Source organism: Microbispora sp. H10670 (assembly GCF_014161385.1).
GTDB classification, from domain to species: Bacteria; Actinomycetota; Actinomycetes; order Streptosporangiales; family Streptosporangiaceae; genus Microbispora; species Microbispora triticiradicis.
The window spans coordinates 1-19,038 of sequence record NZ_JABBWW010000038.1 but is presented as its reverse complement, the minus strand read 5'-3'; the positions used below and the strand labels follow the sequence as shown (position 1 = coordinate 19,038).

The 19,038-nt window shown below is 71.6% G+C and carries 18 protein-coding genes and 1 riboswitch; of the genes, 13 read left to right on the top strand and 5 right to left on the bottom strand.

The window, feature by feature from the left end:
- The first annotated feature begins 67 nt into the window (after positions 1–67).
- A complete protein-coding gene (locus tag HHX33_RS32060) occupies positions 68–1,267 on the top strand; it encodes a cytochrome P450 (protein WP_310741613.1) in 1,200 nt (399 codons plus the stop codon).
- On the opposite strand, the gene HHX33_RS32055 is transcribed toward HHX33_RS32060, so the two are convergent.
- Both HHX33_RS32055 and HHX33_RS32050 read right to left on the bottom strand, forming a co-directional pair.
- On the bottom strand, positions 1,247–1,564 hold the full coding sequence (locus tag HHX33_RS32055) for an antibiotic biosynthesis monooxygenase family protein (protein WP_182877849.1): 318 nt from the start codon (positions 1,562–1,564) through the stop codon (positions 1,247–1,249). The genes HHX33_RS32060 and HHX33_RS32055 overlap by 21 nt on opposite strands.
- A gap of 9 nt (positions 1,565–1,573) precedes the next feature.
- Positions 1,574–2,542 carry an SAM-dependent methyltransferase gene (locus HHX33_RS32050; RefSeq protein WP_182877848.1) on the bottom strand — a complete coding sequence of 323 codons (969 nt, stop codon included), beginning with the start codon at positions 2,540–2,542 and terminating at the stop codon, positions 1,574–1,576.
- A 206-nt stretch (positions 2,543–2,748) separates the two neighbouring features.
- On the opposite strand from HHX33_RS32050, the gene HHX33_RS32045 reads away from it, so the two are divergent.
- Positions 2,749–3,639 carry a Rossmann-like and DUF2520 domain-containing protein gene (locus HHX33_RS32045; protein ID WP_111701837.1) on the top strand — a complete coding sequence of 297 codons (891 nt, stop codon included), beginning with the start codon at positions 2,749–2,751 and terminating at the stop codon, positions 3,637–3,639.
- Positions 3,630–4,481 carry a pantoate--beta-alanine ligase gene (gene panC, locus HHX33_RS32040; protein ID WP_111701835.1) on the top strand — a complete coding sequence of 284 codons (852 nt, stop codon included), beginning with the start codon at positions 3,630–3,632 and terminating at the stop codon, positions 4,479–4,481. The genes HHX33_RS32045 and panC overlap by 10 nt, the downstream gene beginning before the upstream one ends.
- Here panC and HHX33_RS32035 read toward each other — a convergent pair.
- Positions 4,471–4,986, bottom strand: coding sequence for a class I SAM-dependent methyltransferase (locus HHX33_RS32035; RefSeq protein ID WP_182877870.1), 516 nt, complete (start codon positions 4,984–4,986; stop codon positions 4,471–4,473). The two genes, panC and HHX33_RS32035, sit on opposite strands and share 11 nt — an antisense overlap.
- Positions 4,987–4,996: 10 nt before the next feature.
- Here HHX33_RS32035 and HHX33_RS32030 point away from each other — a divergent pair, with 10 nt between their 5' ends.
- The 4 genes from HHX33_RS32030 (at position 4,997) to lysS (ending at position 10,720) form a co-directional block, all read left to right on the top strand.
- A complete protein-coding gene (locus HHX33_RS32030; RefSeq protein ID WP_182877847.1) occupies positions 4,997–5,605 on the top strand; it encodes a TetR/AcrR family transcriptional regulator in 609 nt (202 codons plus the stop codon).
- Positions 5,606–5,671: 66 nt separating this feature from the next.
- On the top strand, positions 5,672–8,176 hold the full coding sequence (locus tag HHX33_RS32025; protein WP_182877846.1) for an L-aspartate oxidase: 2,505 nt from the start codon (positions 5,672–5,674) through the stop codon (positions 8,174–8,176).
- Positions 8,177–8,183: 7 nt separating this feature from the next.
- Positions 8,184–8,966, top strand: a complete 783-nt coding sequence (locus tag HHX33_RS32020) for a type III pantothenate kinase (protein WP_111701827.1) — start codon at positions 8,184–8,186, stop codon at positions 8,964–8,966.
- Positions 8,967–9,025: 59 nt separating this feature from the next.
- Positions 9,026–10,720 (top strand): lysine--tRNA ligase, encoded by a 1,695-nt coding sequence (gene lysS, locus HHX33_RS32015; protein WP_111701825.1) that lies wholly within the window; start codon positions 9,026–9,028, stop codon positions 10,718–10,720.
- Positions 10,721–10,866: 146 nt separating this feature from the next.
- Here the strand turns inward: lysS and HHX33_RS32010 are convergent, their stop codons facing one another.
- Positions 10,867–11,790, bottom strand: coding sequence for an NADP-dependent oxidoreductase (locus HHX33_RS32010; RefSeq protein WP_182877845.1), 924 nt, complete (start codon positions 11,788–11,790; stop codon positions 10,867–10,869).
- A 95-nt stretch (positions 11,791–11,885) separates the two neighbouring features.
- Between HHX33_RS32010 and HHX33_RS32005 the strand changes: the two genes are divergently transcribed.
- Both HHX33_RS32005 and HHX33_RS32000 read left to right on the top strand, forming a co-directional pair.
- Positions 11,886–12,296 carry a winged helix-turn-helix transcriptional regulator gene (locus HHX33_RS32005; RefSeq protein WP_182877844.1) on the top strand — a complete coding sequence of 137 codons (411 nt, stop codon included), beginning with the start codon at positions 11,886–11,888 and terminating at the stop codon, positions 12,294–12,296.
- Between the two features lie 72 nt (positions 12,297–12,368).
- On the top strand, positions 12,369–12,617 hold the full coding sequence (locus tag HHX33_RS32000; protein WP_111701819.1) for a LuxR C-terminal-related transcriptional regulator: 249 nt from the start codon (positions 12,369–12,371) through the stop codon (positions 12,615–12,617).
- A 78-nt stretch (positions 12,618–12,695) separates the two neighbouring features.
- On the opposite strand, the gene HHX33_RS31995 is transcribed toward HHX33_RS32000, so the two are convergent.
- Positions 12,696–13,736: an NlpC/P60 family protein gene (locus tag HHX33_RS31995; protein WP_111701817.1), complete on the bottom strand. Its 1,041-nt coding sequence runs from the start codon at positions 13,734–13,736 to the stop codon at positions 12,696–12,698.
- A gap of 67 nt (positions 13,737–13,803) precedes the next feature.
- Positions 13,804–13,957: riboswitch (cyclic di-AMP (ydaO/yuaA leader) on the bottom strand.
- 425 nt (positions 13,958–14,382) lie between these two features.
- On the opposite strand from HHX33_RS31995, the gene HHX33_RS31990 reads away from it, so the two are divergent.
- The 4 genes from HHX33_RS31990 to HHX33_RS31975 all read left to right on the top strand — a co-directional run.
- Complete coding sequence (locus tag HHX33_RS31990) at positions 14,383–14,934, top strand: amino-acid N-acetyltransferase (protein ID WP_182877843.1); 552 nt, start codon at positions 14,383–14,385, stop codon at positions 14,932–14,934.
- 146 nt (positions 14,935–15,080) lie between these two features.
- On the top strand, positions 15,081–16,529 hold the full coding sequence (locus HHX33_RS37535; RefSeq protein ID WP_182877842.1) for an RDD family protein: 1,449 nt from the start codon (positions 15,081–15,083) through the stop codon (positions 16,527–16,529).
- Positions 16,530–17,880: 1,351 nt separating this feature from the next.
- Positions 17,881–18,225, top strand: a complete 345-nt coding sequence (locus HHX33_RS31980) for a histone-like nucleoid-structuring protein Lsr2 (protein ID WP_111701811.1) — start codon at positions 17,881–17,883, stop codon at positions 18,223–18,225.
- Between the two features lie 488 nt (positions 18,226–18,713).
- On the top strand, positions 18,714–19,038 hold a 325-nt coding region (locus HHX33_RS31975; protein WP_279633920.1), incomplete at its 3' end, for a Clp protease N-terminal domain-containing protein.

Below are 19,038 nucleotides of genomic sequence, written 5' to 3'. Positions count from 1 at the left end.
TAACCCGGAGAACCGGCGATCCGGCAAGTCCCCTGGTGAGAGGCGCTTTACCGTTATGGTGTCCAATGTGAGGTTTGATCCCTGGAATCCGGAGTTCGTGGCTCACCCGTACGACGCCTACCGCGACCTGCGGGACAACGATCCGGTCAGCTTCTTCGAGCCGACCGGGCAGTGGCTGGTCGCCCGGCACGCCGACGTCAACACGCTGCTGCGCGACCGCCGCCTGGGCCGGTCCTACCTGCACACGGCCACGCACGAGGAGTTCGGCCGGGAGCCCGAGCCGGACTTCCAGGAGCCCTTCTGGCGGGTGATCCGGGCCGGGATGCTCGACGTGGAGCCGCCGGTCCACACCCGGCTGCGCCGCCTGGTGTCCAAGGCGTTCACGCCCCGGATGGTGGAGTCGCTGCGCCCGCGCGTACGGAGGATCGCGACGGAGCTGACCGAGGGGCTGGTCGAGCGCGGCGGCGGCGACCTGCTGGCCGAGGTGGCCGAGCCGCTGCCCGTCACCGTGATCGCCGAGATGCTGGGCGTGCCGGAGGCCGACCGCCACCTCCTGCGCCCCTGGTCGGCCGACATCTGCGGGATGTACGAGCTGAACCCGTCGCCGGAGGTCCAGCACACGGCCGTACGCGCGGCGACGGAGTTCGCCGAGTACCTGCGCGGGCTGGCCAGGGCGCGCAGGGAGCGTCCGGGCGACGACATGATCTCCGCGCTCGCGCAGGTGGTGGACGACGGGGACCGGCTCACCGAGGACGAGCTGATCGGCACCTGCGTGCTGCTGCTCAACGCCGGGCACGAGGCCACGGTCAACGCCACCGGCAGCGGGTGGTGGGCGCTGTTCCGCAACCCCGGCGAGCTGGAGCGGCTGCGCGCCGACCCCGGCCTGATGCCGGCGGCGGTCGAGGAGCTGCTGCGTTACGACACCCCGGCGCAGATGTTCGAGCGGTGGGTGCTGGAGGACGTCGAGGCCGGCGGGGTGGCGATCCCCCGGGGTGCGGAGATCGCGCTGCTGTTCGGCTCCGCCAACCGGGACCCCGAGGTCTTCGCCGACCCCGACCGCCTCGACGTCGGCCGGGCGGACAACCCGCACATCTCGTTCGGTGCGGGCATCCACTTCTGCCTCGGCGCGCCGCTCGCGCGGGTCGAGATGGCGGAGTCGTTCGGCGCGCTGCTGCGGCTGGCGCCCCGCCTGGAGCTCGCCGAGGAGCCGACCTGGAAGCCCAGCTACATCATGCGCGGCCTGGAGTCACTGAAGGTCGCCGTCTGACACGCTGACCGTGTGGTGGGTGACCGTGGTGTCGTAGCCGAGCAGGACGGCCTGGGCCGCGGGCTCGACGACGGCCGTCGCGGGGTCCTCCCCGGAGAAGCGGCGGATCGCGTCCATCGAGTCCCACAGGGTCATGACCTCGATCTCCACCCGGCCGTCGGTGTCGCGCCGCAGCAGGTAGGCGCCGCGGTGCCCGGCCATGCCGCGCAGGGAGGGCAGGACCGCCTCGGTGAAGTGCCGCTCGTAGCCGTCGGCGCCCTCCGGGGTCGCGCTCGCGCGCCAGATTCTCGCGATCATGATGTCTCCTCATCCACACCGGGACTGGCTGAGCCAGCCGAAGCCGCCGAGGCCGGCGGGGTCGATGAGCTCGGCCTCCTGCGAGGCCCGGCCGAGCGCGCGTACGTAACCGGCGGGGTCGGCGGACGCGAGCGCGAGCGGCGGCCGGGCGCCGGTGACCCCCAGGTCGCGCAGGGCCTCCCGCTGCGTCGTGAGCGTGGTCGCCGCCGCGCCCGCCCGTTCGCCGGCCGCCGCGCAGGCGTCCAGCGCGACGTGGGCCGTGACGTCGCACGACCCGTCCGGCACGGCGGGCACCGGCGAGCCGTCGCGGTAGCCGGCCAGCGTGCCGAGGGCGGGGCGCCGCCCGGCGAGATGGGCGTAGTCCACGGCGACCGCCGTGCCGCGGGTCAGCCGCGCGATCACCCCGGCCCACGCCTCGTCGCGGGGGCGGCCGATCTCGGCGCGGTCCCCGACCGGGCCCAGCGGCCACCAGCGGTCCAGCCAGGCCAGGTCCTCCGGATCGGGGACGGGACCGGGCCGCTCCGCTCCGGTCGCCGGGTCGACGAGCACCAGCCGGGGGCCCGCGGGGGTCGCCTCGGCGACGTCGAGGGGCACGTTGTCCAGCCATTCGTTGGCGACCACGAGCCCGGTGACCCCGTACGGGACCTCCGGCTCCCAGGCGACCCGGGGATCGAGGCCGCGGGGCCGGGGGGACAGGTCCACCGCGACGGCCCGCAGCCGCGCCGCGAGGTCCGGCGGCGCGGCGGCCACGACGCGGGCGGCCAGCAGGCCGTCGCCGCTGCCCACGTCCACGAAGTCGACCACACCGGGGTGCCCGAGGGTCGCGTCGACCCGTTCCAGCAGGCGCAGCACCGCCTCGGCGAAGACCGGTGAGGCATGGACCGAGGTGCGGAAATGGCGGTCCGGGCGCTCCCGCAGGTAGAAGCCCTCCGCGCCGTAGAGCGCGCGCTCGACGGCCTCCCGCCAGGTCACCTCCACACCGCATCACGCTACCGACACGCGTGGGCCGTGGCGAAAATCAGTCACATTCGTACCTGTAGCTCAACATAGGCCCGTTAGAAACGGGACAAACTCCGACCGTCGGGCCCGTCGTGGTCATGCTCGGCATGGCCTGATCCGTGAGGCACGACCTGGCACCGGGCCGGCGGGAGCGCCGCCGCTACGCTGAACCGAGGGGAGGCGTCATGGACACAAGTGACCGCCCGGCGCGGCTCGCCGTGGGAGTGCTCGGCGCGGGACGGGTCGGCTCCGTGCTCGGGGCCGCGCTCATGCTCGCGGGTCATCGTGTGGTGGCGGCCAGCGGCGTGTCCGACGCGTCGCGCCGCCGCGCCGCCGACCGTCTCGGCCAGGCGCTCAGCAGGCCGGAGGAGGTCATCGCCAGGTCCGAGCTCGTGCTGCTGACCGTGCCGGACGACGTGCTGCCCGGCCTGGTCTCCGGCCTCGCGGCCACCGGCGCCGACCTGCGCGGCAAGCTGCTCGTGCACGCCAGCGGCGCGTACGGCCTCGGCGTGCTCGACCCCGCCGCCGAGGCGGGGGCGCTGCCGCTCGCGCTGCATCCGGTGATGACCTTCACGGGCCGGAGCGACGACCTGACCAAGCTCAACGGCTGCTCGTTCGGCGTCACCGCGCCGGACATGCTGCGGCCGGTGGCCGAGGCGCTGGTCATCGAGATGGGCGGCGAGCCGGTGTGGATCGCCGACCAGGACCGGCCGCTCTACCACGCCGCGATCGCCGGCGCGGCCAACCACATGGTGACGCTCATCGCCGAGTCGCAGGAGCTGCTCGCGAAGATCGGTGTCGAGCATCCCGGCCGCATGCTCGGGCCGCTGCTCGGCGCGGCCCTCGACAACGTGCTGCGTCTCGGCATCGGCGGGCTCACCGGGCCGGTCGTCCGCGGCGACGCGGGCACGGTGCGCAAACACGTGGACGCGCTCATCCTGGCCGCCCCCGAGGCCGCGGACGCGTACGTCGCCCTGGCGCGGCTCACCGCCGACCGGGCGCTGGCGGCGGGGCTGCTCAAGCCGGAGGCGGCCGAACGCCTGCTGGACGCCCTGGGAGGGAACATATGGACGTGACCGTGGCCGCCGACCGGGCCGCCCTCGTCAAGGCGAGGGACTCTCTCGGCCCGGGAAGGATCGCCCTGGTCCCCACGATGGGGGCGCTCCACGAGGGCCACCGGTCGCTGGTCCGGCTGGCGCGTGAGCACGCCGACCACGTGGTGGTGAGCGTGTTCGTCAACCCCCTGCAGTTCGGTCCCCACGAGGACTTCTCCCGCTATCCCCGCACGTTCGACGCCGACCTCCGGGTGTGCGAGGAGGAGGGCGCGGGCGTGGTCTTCGCGCCCTCGGCCGAGGACATGTACCTGCCCGACCGGCAGGTGGAGGTCTCGGCGGGCGGCATGGGCGGGACGGCCGAGGGCGCCTTCCGCCCGGGCCACTTCGACGGCGTGCTGACCGTGGTGCTCAAGCTGTTCAACCTCGTGCGGCCGGACGTCGCGGTCTTCGGGCAGAAGGACGCCCAGCAGCTCGCGCTGATCCGGCGGATGACGGCCGACCTCGACGTCCCGGTGTCGATCGTGGCCGCCCCGACCGTACGGGAGCCCGACGGGCTGGCGCTGTCGAGCCGCAACCGGTACCTCTCCGAGGACGACCGCCGTACGGCCCTCGCGCTGTCGCGGGCGCTGAGTGCCGGTGCGGCGCGGGCCCGGACCGGGCCGGCCGGGGTCCTCGACGCGGCCAGGGCCGTGCTGGAGGAGGCGGCCCGGTTCGACCCGCCGCTGCTGCTCGACTACCTGATCCTGGCCGATCCCGCGACGTTCGCGCCGGTGGGCGGCGACCACCGCGGCGAGGCGGTCCTGGCCGTCGCCGCCAAGGTGGGCACCACCCGCCTGATCGACAACATGGTGCTCACCCTGTAGGCGCGCGCAGGGTGAACCAGAAGGTGGGCACCGGGTTCGTACCGGGTGTCATGTCGACCAGCTCCCAGCCGCCGAACCGGGCACGGAGCTCGTCGGCGGTGACGCCGGAGAACGTGTCGTCGAACGCCCCGGGGCCGTACCCGAACATCAGCAGCCATGCGCCGGGAGCGGCGCGGCGGGTGAGCCCGGCGACGTAGGCGTCGCGGCGGTGCGGCGGGATGCCGCAGTAACAGCTCAGGTCGAAGAACAGCTCGAAGGGGCCGGGCGCGTCCAGCTCGTCGAGCCTGGTGGCGTCTCCGTGCAGCAGCCGTACGTCCACTCCCGCCGCCTCCGTCCTCTCCCGGGCCAGCTCGATCGCGCGGCCGACCAGGTCGACGGCCACGACCTCCCAGCCGTGCCGGGCCAGATAGATCGCGTTGGTCCCGGCGCCGCAGCCGAGCTCCAAGGCGCGGCCGGGCGGCAGCGCATCGTGTCCCTCCCCGTGCCCCTCGACGAGGGCGACCAGCTCGGGCGGTGTGACGCCGGTGTCCCACGGCGGTTTCCCGGCGCGGGAGCTGTTCGTCGCGCAGGGCTACGGGGCGACGAGCCTGCAGGAGGTCGCCGACCGGGCGGGCGTGGCCGTCCAGACGGTCTACTTCGTCTTCGGCAACAAGCGCACGCTGTTCAAGGACGTCGTCGACACGTCCATCGCCGGGGACACCGAGCCGGTGGCCGTCATGGACCGTGAGTGGTTCCGCGCCGCCTGCGCCGAGCCCACCGCGGCCGGCCAGCTCCGCGCGCACGTGCGCGGCACCGGCGAGATCCTCGGCCGGGTCGCCCCGATCATGCCGATGATCGCGTCCGCCGGGGCCGCCGACCCGCAGATCGCCGCGCAGTGGCCCGACGGCCCCGACCCGCGTTACACCGTGCTGCACGCCGTGGCCCAGGCGCTGGCCGGCAAGCCCGACGCCCGCCCGGACGTCTCCGTCGCGATGGCCGCGGACCTGCTGTTCTGCCTGCTCAGCCCGCAGCTGTACCTGCTCTTCGTGCAGGACCGCGGCTGGTCGCGGGACAGGTGGGAGGAATGGGCGTACGCCACTCTGGTCGCCCAGCTCTGCACCGGCCCCGCGGCACCCCCCTTCTAGGAGGGGGCGGGGCGGCACCACTCGGCGGGGGGCGTTATCGTCATTATGACGAAAGGGGATCCCCTCATGGTGGCGCTCGCACGCAGACTCACCGCCCCCGCACCCGGCTGGACCGTCGAGGCCGACGCGGTCGTGATCGGTTCCGGCATCGCCGGCCTCACCGTGGCGCTGCGCCACGTCGAGCTCGACCCGCGGGCGCGGGTGCTCGTGGTCACCAAGGACGTCCTGTCCGCCGGGTCCACCCGCTGGGCCCAGGGCGGGATCGCCGCCGTCCTCGACCCCGAGGACACGCCCGACGAGCACCTCAGGGACACGCTCCTCGCGGGGGTCGGCCTCTGCGACGAGGAGGCCGTACGCGTCCTGGTCACCGAGGGCCCCGACGCGCTCAAGCGGCTGATGAGCCACGGCGCCGAGTTCGACCGGGACGTCGACGGCGGGCTCCAGCTCACCCGAGAAGGCGGTCACCGGCGCAACCGCATCGTCCACGCGGGCGGCGACGCGACCGGCGCCGAGGTGCAGCGGGCGCTGGCCGAGGCGGTGCTCGCCGAGCCCCGCATCGAGGTCATCGAGCACGCCCTCGCCCTCGACCTGCTCCTCGACGCCGAGGGTCACGCCTGCGGGGTCACGCTCCACGTGATGGGGGAGGGCGCCCGCGACGGCGTGGGCGCCGTACGGGCCGGGGCCGTGGTGCTCGCCAGCGGCGGCATGGGCCAGGTCTACGCGGCCACCACCAACCCGGTCGTGTCCACCGGGGACGGCGTCGCGCTGGCCCTGCGGGCCGGCGCGGTGGTCAGGGACATCGAGTTCGTGCAGTTCCACCCCACGGTCCTGTGGCTCGGGGAGGGCTCGACCGGTCAGCAGCCCCTCGTCTCCGAGGCCGTGCGCGGCGAGGGCGCGGTGCTGGCCGACGCGGCGGGCGAGCGCTTCATGCGGGGCGTCCACGAACTGGCCGACCTCGCGCCCCGCGACGTCGTCGCCAAGGCGATCATGCGGAGGATGCACGAGACCGGCGCCGACCACGTCTACCTGGACGCCACCGGCTTCGGCGAGGACAGGTGGCGGACCCGCTTCCCGACCATCCTCGCCGTCTGCCGGGAGCACGGCATCGACCCCGTCACCGAGCCCATCCCGGTCGCCCCCGCCGCCCACTACGCGAGCGGCGGCGTGCGCACCGACCTGTACGGCAGGACCAGCGTGCCCGGCCTGTACGCCTGCGGCGAGGTGGCCTGCACGGGCGTCCACGGCGCCAACCGGCTGGCCTCCAACTCCCTGCTCGAAGGGCTCGTCTACGGTGAGCGCATCGCCGCCGACCTGGCCGCGCGCGACCTGACGCCGCGCGAGCCCGCCGGACGGGACGACCGGCCGGAGGGGCTGGTGGACCCGCGTACCCGCGCCAGGATCCAGAGCCACATGAGCCGCGGCGCCGGAGTGCTGCGCGGCGACCGCAGCCTCGCGGAGGTCGCCCGCGCGCTCTCGGACGCCCGCTGGACCCCGGTCGCGGTCGAGCCCTGCACGGAGTCGTGGGAGACGACCAACCTCCTCACGGTCGCGTCCGCGCTGGTCGCCGCGGCGACCGTACGCGAGGAGACACGCGGCTCGCACTGGCGGGAGGACCACCCCGACCGCGACGACGCCCGCTGGCGGGCGCACATCGACATCGCCCTGACGGCGGAGGGACTGACCTTGACGTACACGCCCCACGAGGACCTGCGGACCGAACTGGACGAGAACGGCCTCGACCCGGACGCCGTGCTCGGCCTCGTCCGCGCCGCCCTGGACGAGGACCTGGCCGGGGGACAGGACGTCACCTCGGTCGCCACGATCCCGGCGGACCAGCGCGCGGTCGCCGACGTGGTGGCGCGGAAGGAGGGCGTGGTCGCCGGTCTGGCCGTGGCCGAGGCCGTCTTCCGCCAGGCCGCCGGGGGAGCCGAGGTCGAGCGGCACGCCGCGGACGGCGACCGCGTGCGCCCCGGCGACGTGGTGATGACCGTGCGCGGCGCCACCCGCGACCTGCTCACGCTGGAGCGCACCGCGCTCAACTTCCTCACCCACCTGTCCGGCGTCGCCACCCAGACCCGGCGCTGGGTGGACGCCGTCGAGGGCACCGGCGCCCGCGTGCGCGACAGCCGCAAGACCCTGCCGGGCCTGCGCGTCCTGGAGAAGTACGCCGTACGGGCCGGCGGCGGCGTGAACCACCGGATGGGTCTGCACGACGCCGCGCTCATCAAGGACAACCACGTCGTGGCCGCCGGAGGCGTCGCGGAGGCCTTCCGCGCCGTACGGCAGGCCTTCCCCGGCCTGCCCATCGAGGTCGAGGTGGACCGGATCGACCAGATCGAGCCGGTCCTCGCCGAGGGAGCCGACGAGATCCTGCTCGACAACTTCACGGTGGACCAGCTCGCCGAGGCCGTACGCCTGGTGGCCGGCCGGGCACGGCTGGAGTCGAGCGGAGGGCTGACCCTGGACGCGGCCCGCGCGGTCGCCGAGACCGGGGTCGACTACCTGGCGGTCGGCGCGCTCACCCACTCGGCCCCGGCACTCGACCTGGGTCTAGATCTTCGTGAGGCATAATCGGGGGATGCTGCTCACCATCGACGTCAGCAACACCCATACGGTGCTGGGCCTGTTCGAGGGTGAAGAGGTCATCGAGCACTGGCGGATCGCGACCGACCCCCGCCGCACGGCGGACGAGATCGCGGTGGTGCTGCAGGGGCTGCTCGGGCAGTCGCCGTTGCTCAAGGACGCCGACATCAGCGGCATCGCGATCTGCTCCACGGTTCCGTCGGTGCTCAACGAGATGCGGGAGATGTCCCGGCGCTACTACGGCGACGTCACGGCGGTGGTCGTCGAGCCGGGCGTCCGCACCGGCGTGCCGGTCCGGATGGACAACCCCAAGGAGGTCGGCAGCGACCGCATCGTGAACGCGCTCGCCGCCACCACCCTGTACGGCGGGCCCTGCGTGATCGTCGACTTCGGCACGGCGACCTCCTTCGACGCGGTCTCGGCCCGGGGCGAGTACGTCGGCGCGGTGACCGCCCCCGGCCTGGAGATCTCGGTGGACGCGCTGGCCACGGCCGGGGCGCAGCTCCACAAGGTCGAGCTGGTCCGGCCGAGGTCGGTGATCGCCAAGAACACCGTCGAGGCGCTCCAGTCGGGCATCCTCTACGGCTTCGCCGGGCTGGTCGACGGGATCGTGGACCGCATGACCGCCGAGCTGGCCGCCGACCCCGACGACGTCACCGTGGTCGCCACGGGCACCGGCGCGCCGCTCGTCATCGGCGAGGCCCGCACGATCGACGTGCACGAGCCCTGGCTCACGCTCATCGGCCTGCGGCTGGTCTACGTCCGCAACACGTCCTGACGACTCCCTCGGGTACGGGACCATAGAAGGCAGGATCCCGTTTCGAGAGGACTGACGTGATGGACGCCGACTGGGTGGCGCGTTTCGCCGATGAGGTCATCGCCGAGGCCGAACGGCGCGCACCGGGCAAACCCGTCGTCTGCGCGTCCGGCCTCAGCCCGTCCGGCCCGATCCACCTGGGCAACCTGCGCGAGGTCATGACCCCGCACCTGGTGGCCGACGAGATCAGGCGGCGCGGGCACGAGTGCGTGCACATCATCTCGTGGGACGACTTCGACCGCTTCCGCAAGGTCCCAGCGGGCGTCGACCCCGCCTGGAACGAGCACATCGGCAAGCCGCTGACCACCGTCCCGGCTCCGCCCGGCAGCGAGTACCCGAACTGGGCCGAGCACTTCAAGGCGCCGATGATCGCCGCGCTGGCGGAGATGGGCGTGGAGTTCCACGGCATCAGCCAGACCGAGATGTACACCTCGGGGGCGTACCGGGAGCAGGTGCTGCTCGCCATGCGCGAGCGGCGGCGGATCGACGCGATCCTCGACCAGTACCGCACCAAGAAGGCCAAGGCCAAGGAGGTCCTGGACGCCGACGAGGCCGCCGCCCTGGAGGGCTCGGGGGCCGCGAGCGAGGACGACGGCTCCGGCGCGGGGGGTTACTACCCCTACAAGCCGTACTGCTCGTTCTGCGACCGCGACCTGACCACGGTCACGTCGTACGACGACGAGACCACCGCGTTGTCGTACACCTGCGTCTGCGGGCACGGCGAGACCGTCCTGCTGTCCGAGCACACCCGCGGCAAGCTGGTGTGGAAGGTCGACTGGCCGATGCGCTGGGCGTACGAGGGCGTGGTCTTCGAGCCGTCGGGCGTCGACCACAGCTCGCCGGGCTCGTCGTTCGTCGTCGGCGGCCAGATCATCCGCGAGGTGTTCGGCGGGCAGCAGCCGATCGGGCCGATGTACGCCTTCGTCGGCATCAGCGGCATGGCCAAGATGAGCAGCTCCAAGGGCGGCGTGCCGACCCCGGCCGACGCTCTGTCGATCATGGAGCCCGCGCTGCTGCGCTGGCTGTACGCCCGCCGCCGTCCCAACCAGTCGTTCAAGATCTCCTTCGACCAGGAGATCCAGCGGATGTACGACGAGTGGGACACGCTGACCAGGAAGGTCACGGAGGGGACGGCGCTGCCGGCCGACCAGTCGGCCTACCGCCGGGCGTCGAGCACCGCGTCCGCGACGCTGCCCGACACGCCGCGCCGGCTGCCGTACCGGACGCTCGCCTCGGTGGTCGACATCGCGACCGGCCACGAGGAGCAGACGCTGCGCATCCTGCGCGCCTTCGACCCGGAGATCGGCGGGCTGGACGAGCTGCGGCCGCGGCTCGACCGCGCCCGGCACTGGGTGAACACCTACCTGCCCGCGGAGGAGCGCACGCAGGTGCGCGAGACGCCCGACAAGGAGCTTCTCGACACGCTCGGCGAGGCGGAGCGGGAGTCGCTGCGCCTGCTGCTCGACGGGCTCGACGACCACTGGTCGCTCGACGGCCTGACCACGCTCGTCTACGGCGTGCCGAAGGTGCTGGCCGGGCTGGAGATGGACGCAAAGGCGGCCACGCCGGAGCTGAAGGCCGCCCAGCGCGCGTTCTTCGCCCTGCTCTACCGGCTGCTCGTCGGCCGCGACACCGGCCCGCGCCTGCCCACGCTGCTGCTGGCGGTGGGCCGCGACCGGATCCGCGAGCTGCTCGACGCGGGCCGCGCCGCCTGACCTCCCGCCTGGCCGGGCGCGCTCGCCCGCTGTGCTGAACGCCGTTCCGGACGTGTTCCGGAGGTGGGCGGCCGGGCCGGACGGCATCCCCGTCCGGCCCGGCCACTCGCCCCCGTCGCCCCTGCCCCGATCTGGTGCCGGGCGGGTCAGGGGGTCAGCACCAGGCGTCCGCGCACGCCGCCCCGGACGAGCCGCTCGTGGGCCTCGGCCGCCCGGTCCAGCGGGCAGACACCGGCGACCCGTGTCGTGAGCCGGCCCGCCTCGGCCAGCTCGACGACATCCCTGAGCTGCGCCGCGTCGGCCCGGACGAACACCGTGGAGGTGCGGATTCCGCGCAGCGGGAGCGGAGCCTGCCCCGCGCCGACGGCGACGAACACGCCACCGCCCCGCACCGCGTCCAGCGCGGGCAGGCCGACGACGGCCGCGTCCACCACTCCGTCCACGCCGCCCGGGACGACGGCCCGTACGGCGCCGGCCAGATCGGCGCCCCTCGCGACGAACCACTCCGCGCCGAAGCCGCGTACCAGCGCCTCGTCTCCGGGCGCGGCGACGGCGACGACCCTGATGCCCCGCAGGGCCGCCAGTTCCACCAGATAACCGCCGAGGCCCCCGGCCGCCCCCGTCACGAGCAGGCTCTCGCCTTCGGCGAGCCCGGCGAGGTCGAGCGCCTGCACGGCGGTCAGTGTGTTGAGCGGCAGCGTCGCCGCCTCGATCGCGGGCATCCCCGCGGGCGCGGCCGCGACGGCGTGCTCGTCCAGCACGACCAGTTCGGCCTGGGCCTTGATCGGGTCCGTCAGCCGGTCCGACAGGCCGATGACCCGATCACCCGGGCCGGCCGCCGTCACCCCCGGTCCCACCCGGTCGATCACCCCTGCCACGTCCCAGCCCAGGGCGTAGGTGTCGAGCCGGGGCGTGAGTCCGTGGTCGGGAAGGGCGCCGGAGACCGTGAAGAGGTCGATCGGGTTGACGGCCGCCGCCTCCACCCGGATCCGCACCTGTCCCGGCCCCGGCTCGGGCTCGGGCACCTCGGCCACCCGTACGACTCCGTCCCGCCCCACCAGTGCTCTCATGTGTCCTCCTCTCCGTACGACAGGAGGCTATGAAGAGTTACTCTCTTTCGGTAAGTAGGCACCCCGAGGTGCGTAACGGAGGCGGAGGGAAGATCATGCCCACCCGGACGGCGGCCCAGCGGCGGGAGGAGGCGCGGCGGCGGTACGACGCGTACGTGGCGACCTGCCCGTCCCGGCAGTTGCTCGACGCGCTCAGCGACAAGTGGGTGAGTCTCGTGCTGACCGCGCTCGCCCGCGGGTCCCTCCGCTACAGCGAACTGGCGAGGACGATCGCCGGGGTGAGTCAGAAGATGCTCACGCAGACGTTGCGGACGATGGAACGCGACGGACTGGTCTCGCGTACGGTCACCCCGTCGGTGCCGGTACGTGTCGACTACCGGCTCACTCCCCTGGGCGAGAACCTGATGCCGCTACTGGAAGCGATCAAGAATTGGGCGGAGATCCACATGGAGGACGTGGAGGCCGCCAGGGATGCGTATGACCGGCGGCCCGCCGCCGCACCTTGACGGCCTTCAGCAAAGGCGTTTACCGTCCCTGGAGGGTGGGCCGACGAATCATCGTCGTGGGGAGGGCGGACGATGGGTTATCCGGAGGTCGTCTACCGGGGTGAGGATCTCGCCTCGGACCTTGAGCGTGCCGGTCTCACCGAGGAGGACCTACTGCTGCTCGCCGAGCTGGCGAAGGGCGTCACCGCCGACCGGGTGGGCCGCAGCCTCGACGTCAGCGGCCGTACGGTGCGGCGGCGGCTGCGCTGCATCTGCGACCGGATCGGCGTGGCGACCGCTATCGAGGCCGTCGCCTGGGCCGCCCGCCGCCGTCTCATCTGAGCACGTCCCGAACTCGTCCGGCCGCGCACGCGGGCGCGGCCGGTGAACGGTGGTCGTGCACCTCGATCATGCGTGTGATCAGTCGGCGACGCGCACGCCGCCCGCGAACGGCCGTCCGGCGATCTTCGCGATGTGGATGACGTCACCGGTGCGCGGCGCGTGGACCATGTAGCCGCCGCCGATGTAGAGGCCCACATGGTGCAGGTCGGAGTAGAAGAACACGAGGTCGCCGGGGCGGAGCTGGTCGCGGGAGATGTGCGTGCCGGCCGTCCACTGGTCGCCCGTGTAGTGGGGCAGGCTGATGCCGACGGACTGGTAGGCGGCCATCACCAGGCCGGAGCAGTCGAACGAGCGCGGCCCTTCCGCGCCCCAGACGTACGGCTTGAGCTGCTGCGCGAGGGCCCAGCGCGCCGCCTGGGCGGCCTTGCCGCCCCCCACGATGGGGAACGACATCTTCCTGCGCGTCTCGGTGCCGACCTCTCGCGAGACCTGCCGGTAGAGGCTGCTCTCGGTCTTCTTGATCAGCTTCGTGATCTTGTCGCGCCGCGTGTCGAGGCCGTCCAGCAGCTTCCTGACCTCGCTCTGGCGGGCGGCGGCGCTGGACTTGGCCCGCGCGGCGGCGTCCATCGCCTTGCTGACCTCCGCGACCTCCTGGCTCTGCTGTAACTCCAGCGCGTACGTCGTGGAGGCCTGGTCGAGGTACTGCCGCGGGTCCGTGGACTTCACGAGCACCAGGGCGTTGCCGAGCCCGTTGGTCATGTAGGAGTGCTGGGCGAGGGCGCTCGCCCTCTGCCGGCGGGTCTCCAGTTCGGCCTCGCTCTTGGCGAGGTTCTTCTTGGCGAGATCGGCGGACCGCTCGGCCGCCTTCAGACGCACCCGCTCGCCGTTGTACTGCTCGGTGAGTGTCTCGATTTCGCTGTAGAGGTCCTCCACCTCCGCGGCGAGCTCCTTGAGGCTCGGCTTCGGGTCGGCGGTCGCGCGGACCACCGGAGCGCCGAATGTGACCGCGGCGAGCGCGACTCCGACGAAGGTGAACCGCCGGATGGCACCTGGACCGGCCGGGCCGGATCCGGGCCGTCGGCGACGGGCGTGCCTGCCCGCCTGCCGTCCTCCACGCATGCGCAACCGAGCTCCTCTCCCATAGGTGCCCCCGCACCGGCCGGCGTCGTCGTGACGGGTCGTGCGGCTGGGCACTGCCGAGCGCCTGCCGGGTTAGCTGACGGGTTCGGGCCGGAGCAGCCCTACCTTGCGGATTCACCCCTGGACGATCTGAACCTGAACCGATCCTGATCCCATGGATTGGGTCCCCGGCTCCTCTCCGCACCCGGCCCCCGACAGGGTTCGGGCACCGGCGCTTCGAGGATTCGGCGCCCGATCGTCGAGATCGCTCACGACGATCGGCATCGTCGCTGGACGATAGTGCACCCTGAGTTGTTGCTCAACCAGAACTCGCAAACCCGTCTACGTTTGACAACCAAATGATCACGCTAGGGTCACGAGTTGATCAGTGATACCGGCTGGTCTACCTGGGTTTGTGGTGCTTTGGTGACATCTGAGGTGCTGGTCGGAAGCAGAGAAAATCGATGCGCGGCCAGACGTGCGTCACGGGGTCCGATCCGGCGTCGATCCGTATTCCGGTGGCTACAGAACGTCAGGCGCGATGTCGGACGGACCGTTTGGGGTTGACCGTAAATCGGAGCCGCCTACGCCGATCCGCGCGCGACAGGCGAGGGGGACGGCGGGAGGGGCACTAGGCTGGCCGTTCATGGAGCAGGTCGCCGCACAGACACCGAGCGGATCCGGCGCCAGGGGCGTTATGGTGCGCCGGGCCAGGACCCCGGACGTCAGGGCGATCCGCCGCCTCGTCGACGCGTACTCGGGCGTCGGGCCGCGCCTGCTGAAGAAGAGCACGGTCACGCTGTACGAGGACGTCCAGGAGTTCTGGGTCGCGGAGATCGGCGGAGAGGTCGTCGGCTGCGGCGCGCTGCACGTGCTCTGGGAGGACCTGGCCGAGATCAGGACCGTCGCGGTGGATCCGGCGGTGCGCGGTGGAGGCGTCGGCTACCGGATCGTCGCCTCGCTCATCGACGCCGCGCGCGGCCTCGGCGTACGCAGGGTCTTCTGCCTCACGTTCGCCGTGGAGTTCTTCGCGCGCCATGGTTTCACCGAGATTCAGGGCACCCCCGTGTCGCCCGAGGTGTACGCGGAACTCCTCGCGTCGTACGACGAAGGAGTCGCCGAGTTCCTCGACCTGGAGCATGTCAAGCCGAACACACTGGGGAACACGCGAATGCTGCTGCATCTCGATCGCCATTGAGTCATAATGCCGACATTGGTGGCTGATCTTGACGGTCATGGTCAGTCGCTGCAAAGGTGACTGTTGATACGCGTGTCGCTACTTTTGGCGGTATCAGCGTGTGCTACTGAGATGCGGCGCATGCGTCTTCGAAACGAGGTGACACGGTGAGCACCGGACAGCCGCCGTACCCCCAGGACGAGTCGGACGGGACGCCACCGCCGCCTTCGAACCACGGGTACAACCCGGACAGACCTTCCCAGGACTACGACCCCGAGGCCACGGTCGTCGGCTATCGGGCACAGCAGACGGGCCCGCAGCAGACTCCCGGCCAGGACTCAGGCCAGGGCGGATACGGTCAGCAGCAGTACGGCCAGCCTTCACAGGGCGGGTACGGCCAGCAGGGTTATGGCCAGGACACCGGCCAGCAGGGCTATGGCCAGCAGTACGGTCAGCAGACCCCGCAGCAGGGCTATGGTCAGCAGCAGCAGTACGGCCAGTCTTCGCAGGGCGGGTACGGCCAGCAGGGTTATGGCCAGGACACCGGCCCGCAGGGGTACGGCCAGCAGGCTTCACAGCAGGGCTACGGCCAGCAGCAGTACGGCCAGTCCTCCCAGGGCGGTTATGGCCAGCAGGGTTATGGCCAGGAGACGGGCCCGCAGGGCTATGGCCAGCAGTACGGCCAGCAGGCCCCGCAGCAGGCGTCGCAGCAGGGCTACGGCCAGCAGTACGGTCAGCAGGCGTCGCAGCAGGGCTACGGCCAGCAGCAGTACGGCCAGTCCTCCCAGGGCGGGTACGGCCAGCAACAGGGTTACGGCGAGCAGCAGGGCCAGCCGACGGGCGGCTACGGCCAGCAGTCGCAGGGGGGCTACCAGCAGTACGGCCAGCAGACCGGCCCGCAGGCATCCGGCTCGCAGGCGTACGGCCAGCAGGGCTACGAGCAGCAGGGTTACGGCCAGCAGGCTCCGCAGCAGGGCTATGGTCAGCAGCAGTACGGCCAGCAGCAGTACGGCCAGCCCGGCTACGGCGGCGGGCAGGCCACGCCGGGGTACGGCCAGCCCGCCTACGGGCAGTCGTACGCGCCGCAGGGGGCGATCCCGCCCGGCGCGCCGGCCCCGCTGGCGGAGTGGTGGCAGCGCCTCGTCGCCCGGCTGATCGACGGTGTCGTCGTCGGGATCCCCTACATGATCCTCAGCGCCGTCATCGGGGGCTTGGTGTTCACCGCCGCCAGCATCGACCCGACGACCGGCGTCACGACCCTGGAGAGCGGGGCCTTCCTGGCCGCGCTGCTCGTCGCCGTGCTGGGGGGCGTCGTGATGGCCGTCTACGAGTTCTTCATGCTGCGCTCACGCGGGCAGACCCTCGGCAAGATGGCGATGGGCATCAAGGTCGTCCCGGTCGGCGGAACGCTGACCGCGGCGGGGCTGCCCCAGGACGCGGCGATGAAGCGCGCCGGAGTGCTCTTCGCCTTCCAGTTCCTGTCGTGGATTCCCTTCATCAAGTACCTCGCGAACCTGGCCGCCCTTCTCAACGTGCTCTGGCTGCTGTGGGACAAGCCGCTGCAGCAGGCTTTGCACGACAAGGTCGCCAACACCGTGGTGGTCAAGGTCAAGTAATGACCGCGGACGGGGCCGATGGCGTGGACCATCGGCCCCGTTTTTCGTATGGCGTGACGGTTCCGGGGGTCGACGGCGCCTGCTCCGGAAAATTCGGTAACGGGACCACCCGGACATGCCATGCTTGGCGGACCGGCGGACCCGCCCGCGAGATGGCAATGACCGCGACACCGCCGCGTCAATCCTTCCGGTCCGCCGGCGTCACCCCGCTCCGGGCCATATCCGGCCGGAGCGGCTTATGGAACCCGCTCGGCGCTCTTATGGGCCCGAAGGCGGCGCACCGGGCCTTATGGGCTCCTCCGCCTGCCCGTCCCCCGCGAGCCCCGGTGCCGACCCCCGAAACGGCGGGCCGTTTGGCCGCGCGAAACCTTAGGCGGGCCCGGCCGGCGGGGGCGGCCATGCGTTTGTGGCGCGGCCGGTTAAATCGATCTTCGGGCCGCCCGGGCAGTGGATCTTGTCGGGATGCGGTGCGGTCCTCTCTTTTTGCGAGCCTTCCCGGCACCGGGGATCTGTTTTAGACGCGCGTATATCCCGTCAAGGGTGCGCCGGTCGTACCAGAAGGGTCACGGTGGTCATGAAGATCCGAGTGCCGGGGGACGCGGCGTCCCCTCGTTTCAGTGACGCTCATCAACGGTACGGCGTGCCGGGACGGACCTATTGTGTGAGAGTTGTGTGAGAGCCGGATGGAGAGGCGGACAGAGTGGCTGACAGAGTGGCGGATTGCCGGTTCGGCCTTGTCGCCGCGCCTTCGTGGCGCTGGTCGGCGACGCTCTGACCTGCGACTTCGCCGCTATGGGCCAAGCGTACGGCCGAGTGGGAGCCCTTGCCGTCCCGCCGTGAGTAGTGGCCGCGAGCGGCCGAAACATCGGGCCGGACGGCTTCCGGTGACCGTCCGGCCCGACATTTGGGTACGATTTCGTGGAGCATCCGGTAAGGCCGCTGGAGAGACGAGGATTAGGCTGCCACCCCCGGGGCACCCCGGAAGGCGCGCCTGACCCTCCCGGCGCTATGGTCGTATGAGGGCGACCGGCCCGGCAAGAGGGCCCGGGACCTCGGCGCGTCCTCGGAATTTCCTCGGGTGCACCTAATGACACCCCGGCACGAGCGAGGCAGAATGTCAGAGGTATTGTCCGCCTTGATACCTTCCGTGGTCGTCGCCGGCGCGGTCGTCTACGGCATCGTAAAGTTGGTACGTTCCGACGCGGCGGGTCTCCGCCCGGCTCGGGAGCCACGCGAGAAGTCACCGGACTCAGGAGTTCCTGAGAATCCGCAATCTTGAATTGTCAGCCGGGGGAAACCGGGTATATGTTTGGCTGACGAATCAAACTATGGGCTGCGAAAGGATTGCCGGATGGCCAAGCACACGCAGGTGATTCTCATCGACGATCTCGATGGCGGCGAGGCCAATGAGACGGTCACCTTCGCGATTGACGGCACGTCATATGAGATTGACCTGAGCGACGGCAACGCGAAGCGGCTTCGCGACGCGCTGTCGCCTTTCGTCGGCAGCGCGCGGCGCGCGGACAGCGGGCAGGCCCGCGGCCGCCGTCGCGGTGCGGGCGGCGGGGGTCAGCGAGCCATGACCCGCGAGAAGAGCGCGGAGATCCGCGCGTGGGCCAAGTCGCACGGACACCCCGTGAGCGAGCGCGGCCGTATCGCCGCCTCGATCGTCCAGGCGTACGAGGACGCGCACTAGGCGGGGTCGGGTGCGATCCGGGTCGCACCTGCCGGACCTTCACCCGTCGCGGCCGGCCGGGTGGCGCCTCGCCAGGCGTCGACGGCGAATGCCGCGGGTGAAGCGCGGAGTTCGCGCGGGACCGGAGTGGCCCTCTGCTCTGCTTTGGGCTCCTCCGTCGCATTGTGATGCATCCCGCCAGGCCGGTCCTCGGTGTGGCGTGATCCGCGGGATGGTCCGTAACCGCATCTTCGATCGCGCGGTTATCCGGTTCGTCGGAGGACCTGACGATCGCATAACCGCGCGATTGTGTTTGCGCTCCCTAAAACCTCGTTCGCTTGCGGCGTATCGGGAACATGTCACCCCCGGCAGGGGGTTGGATAGAGCGTGAACGCCCTGCGCTTGGGGAACCCTTCCGCCGAGGACCGGGTCGCTGGGTCGGGGCTACCGTGCGGGACGGCGTGCCGGATCTCCCGGATTCGCCTGACCGCTCTGTGAGGAGCGACGACATGTTCGAGAGGTTCACCGACCGTGCGCGGCGGGTTGTGGTCCTGGCCCAGGAAGAGGCCCGGATGCTCAACCACAACTACATTGGTACCGAGCACATTCTTCTTGGGCTGATCCATGAGGGCGAAGGTGTGGCGGCCAAGGCTCTGGAGAGCCTGGGGATCAGCCTCGAGGGGGTGCGCCAGCAGGTCGAGGAGATCATCGGCCAGGGGCAGTCGGCGCCGTCGGGGCACATTCCCTTCACTCCGCGTGCCAAGAAGGTGCTCGAGCTGTCGCTTCGTGAGGCGTTGCAGCTTGGGCACAACTACATCGGCACCGAGCACATCC

Excerpts from the sequence above, each read along its gene's own strand:
- HHX33_RS32055 (WP_182877849.1), bottom strand. The coding sequence starts at position 1,564 with ATGATCGCGAGAATCTGGCGCGCGAGCGCGACCCCGGAGGGCGCCGAC.
- HHX33_RS32045 (WP_111701837.1), top strand. The coding sequence starts at position 2,749 with ATGGACACAAGTGACCGCCCGGCGCGGCTCGCCGTGGGAGTGCTCGGC.
- panC (WP_111701835.1), top strand. The coding sequence starts at position 3,630 with ATGGACGTGACCGTGGCCGCCGACCGGGCCGCCCTCGTCAAGGCGAGG.
- HHX33_RS32025 (WP_182877846.1), top strand. The coding sequence starts at position 5,672 with ATGGTGGCGCTCGCACGCAGACTCACCGCCCCCGCACCCGGCTGGACC.
- HHX33_RS32020 (WP_111701827.1), top strand. The coding sequence starts at position 8,184 with ATGCTGCTCACCATCGACGTCAGCAACACCCATACGGTGCTGGGCCTG.
- lysS (WP_111701825.1), top strand. The coding sequence starts at position 9,026 with ATGGACGCCGACTGGGTGGCGCGTTTCGCCGATGAGGTCATCGCCGAG.
- HHX33_RS32010 (WP_182877845.1), bottom strand. The coding sequence starts at position 11,790 with ATGAGAGCACTGGTGGGGCGGGACGGAGTCGTACGGGTGGCCGAGGTG.
- HHX33_RS32005 (WP_182877844.1), top strand. The coding sequence starts at position 11,886 with ATGCCCACCCGGACGGCGGCCCAGCGGCGGGAGGAGGCGCGGCGGCGG.
- HHX33_RS32000 (WP_111701819.1), top strand. The coding sequence starts at position 12,369 with ATGGGTTATCCGGAGGTCGTCTACCGGGGTGAGGATCTCGCCTCGGAC.
- HHX33_RS31995 (WP_111701817.1), bottom strand. The coding sequence starts at position 13,736 with ATGCGTGGAGGACGGCAGGCGGGCAGGCACGCCCGTCGCCGACGGCCC.
- HHX33_RS31990 (WP_182877843.1), top strand. The coding sequence starts at position 14,383 with ATGGAGCAGGTCGCCGCACAGACACCGAGCGGATCCGGCGCCAGGGGC.
- HHX33_RS31980 (WP_111701811.1), top strand. The coding sequence starts at position 17,881 with ATGGCCAAGCACACGCAGGTGATTCTCATCGACGATCTCGATGGCGGC.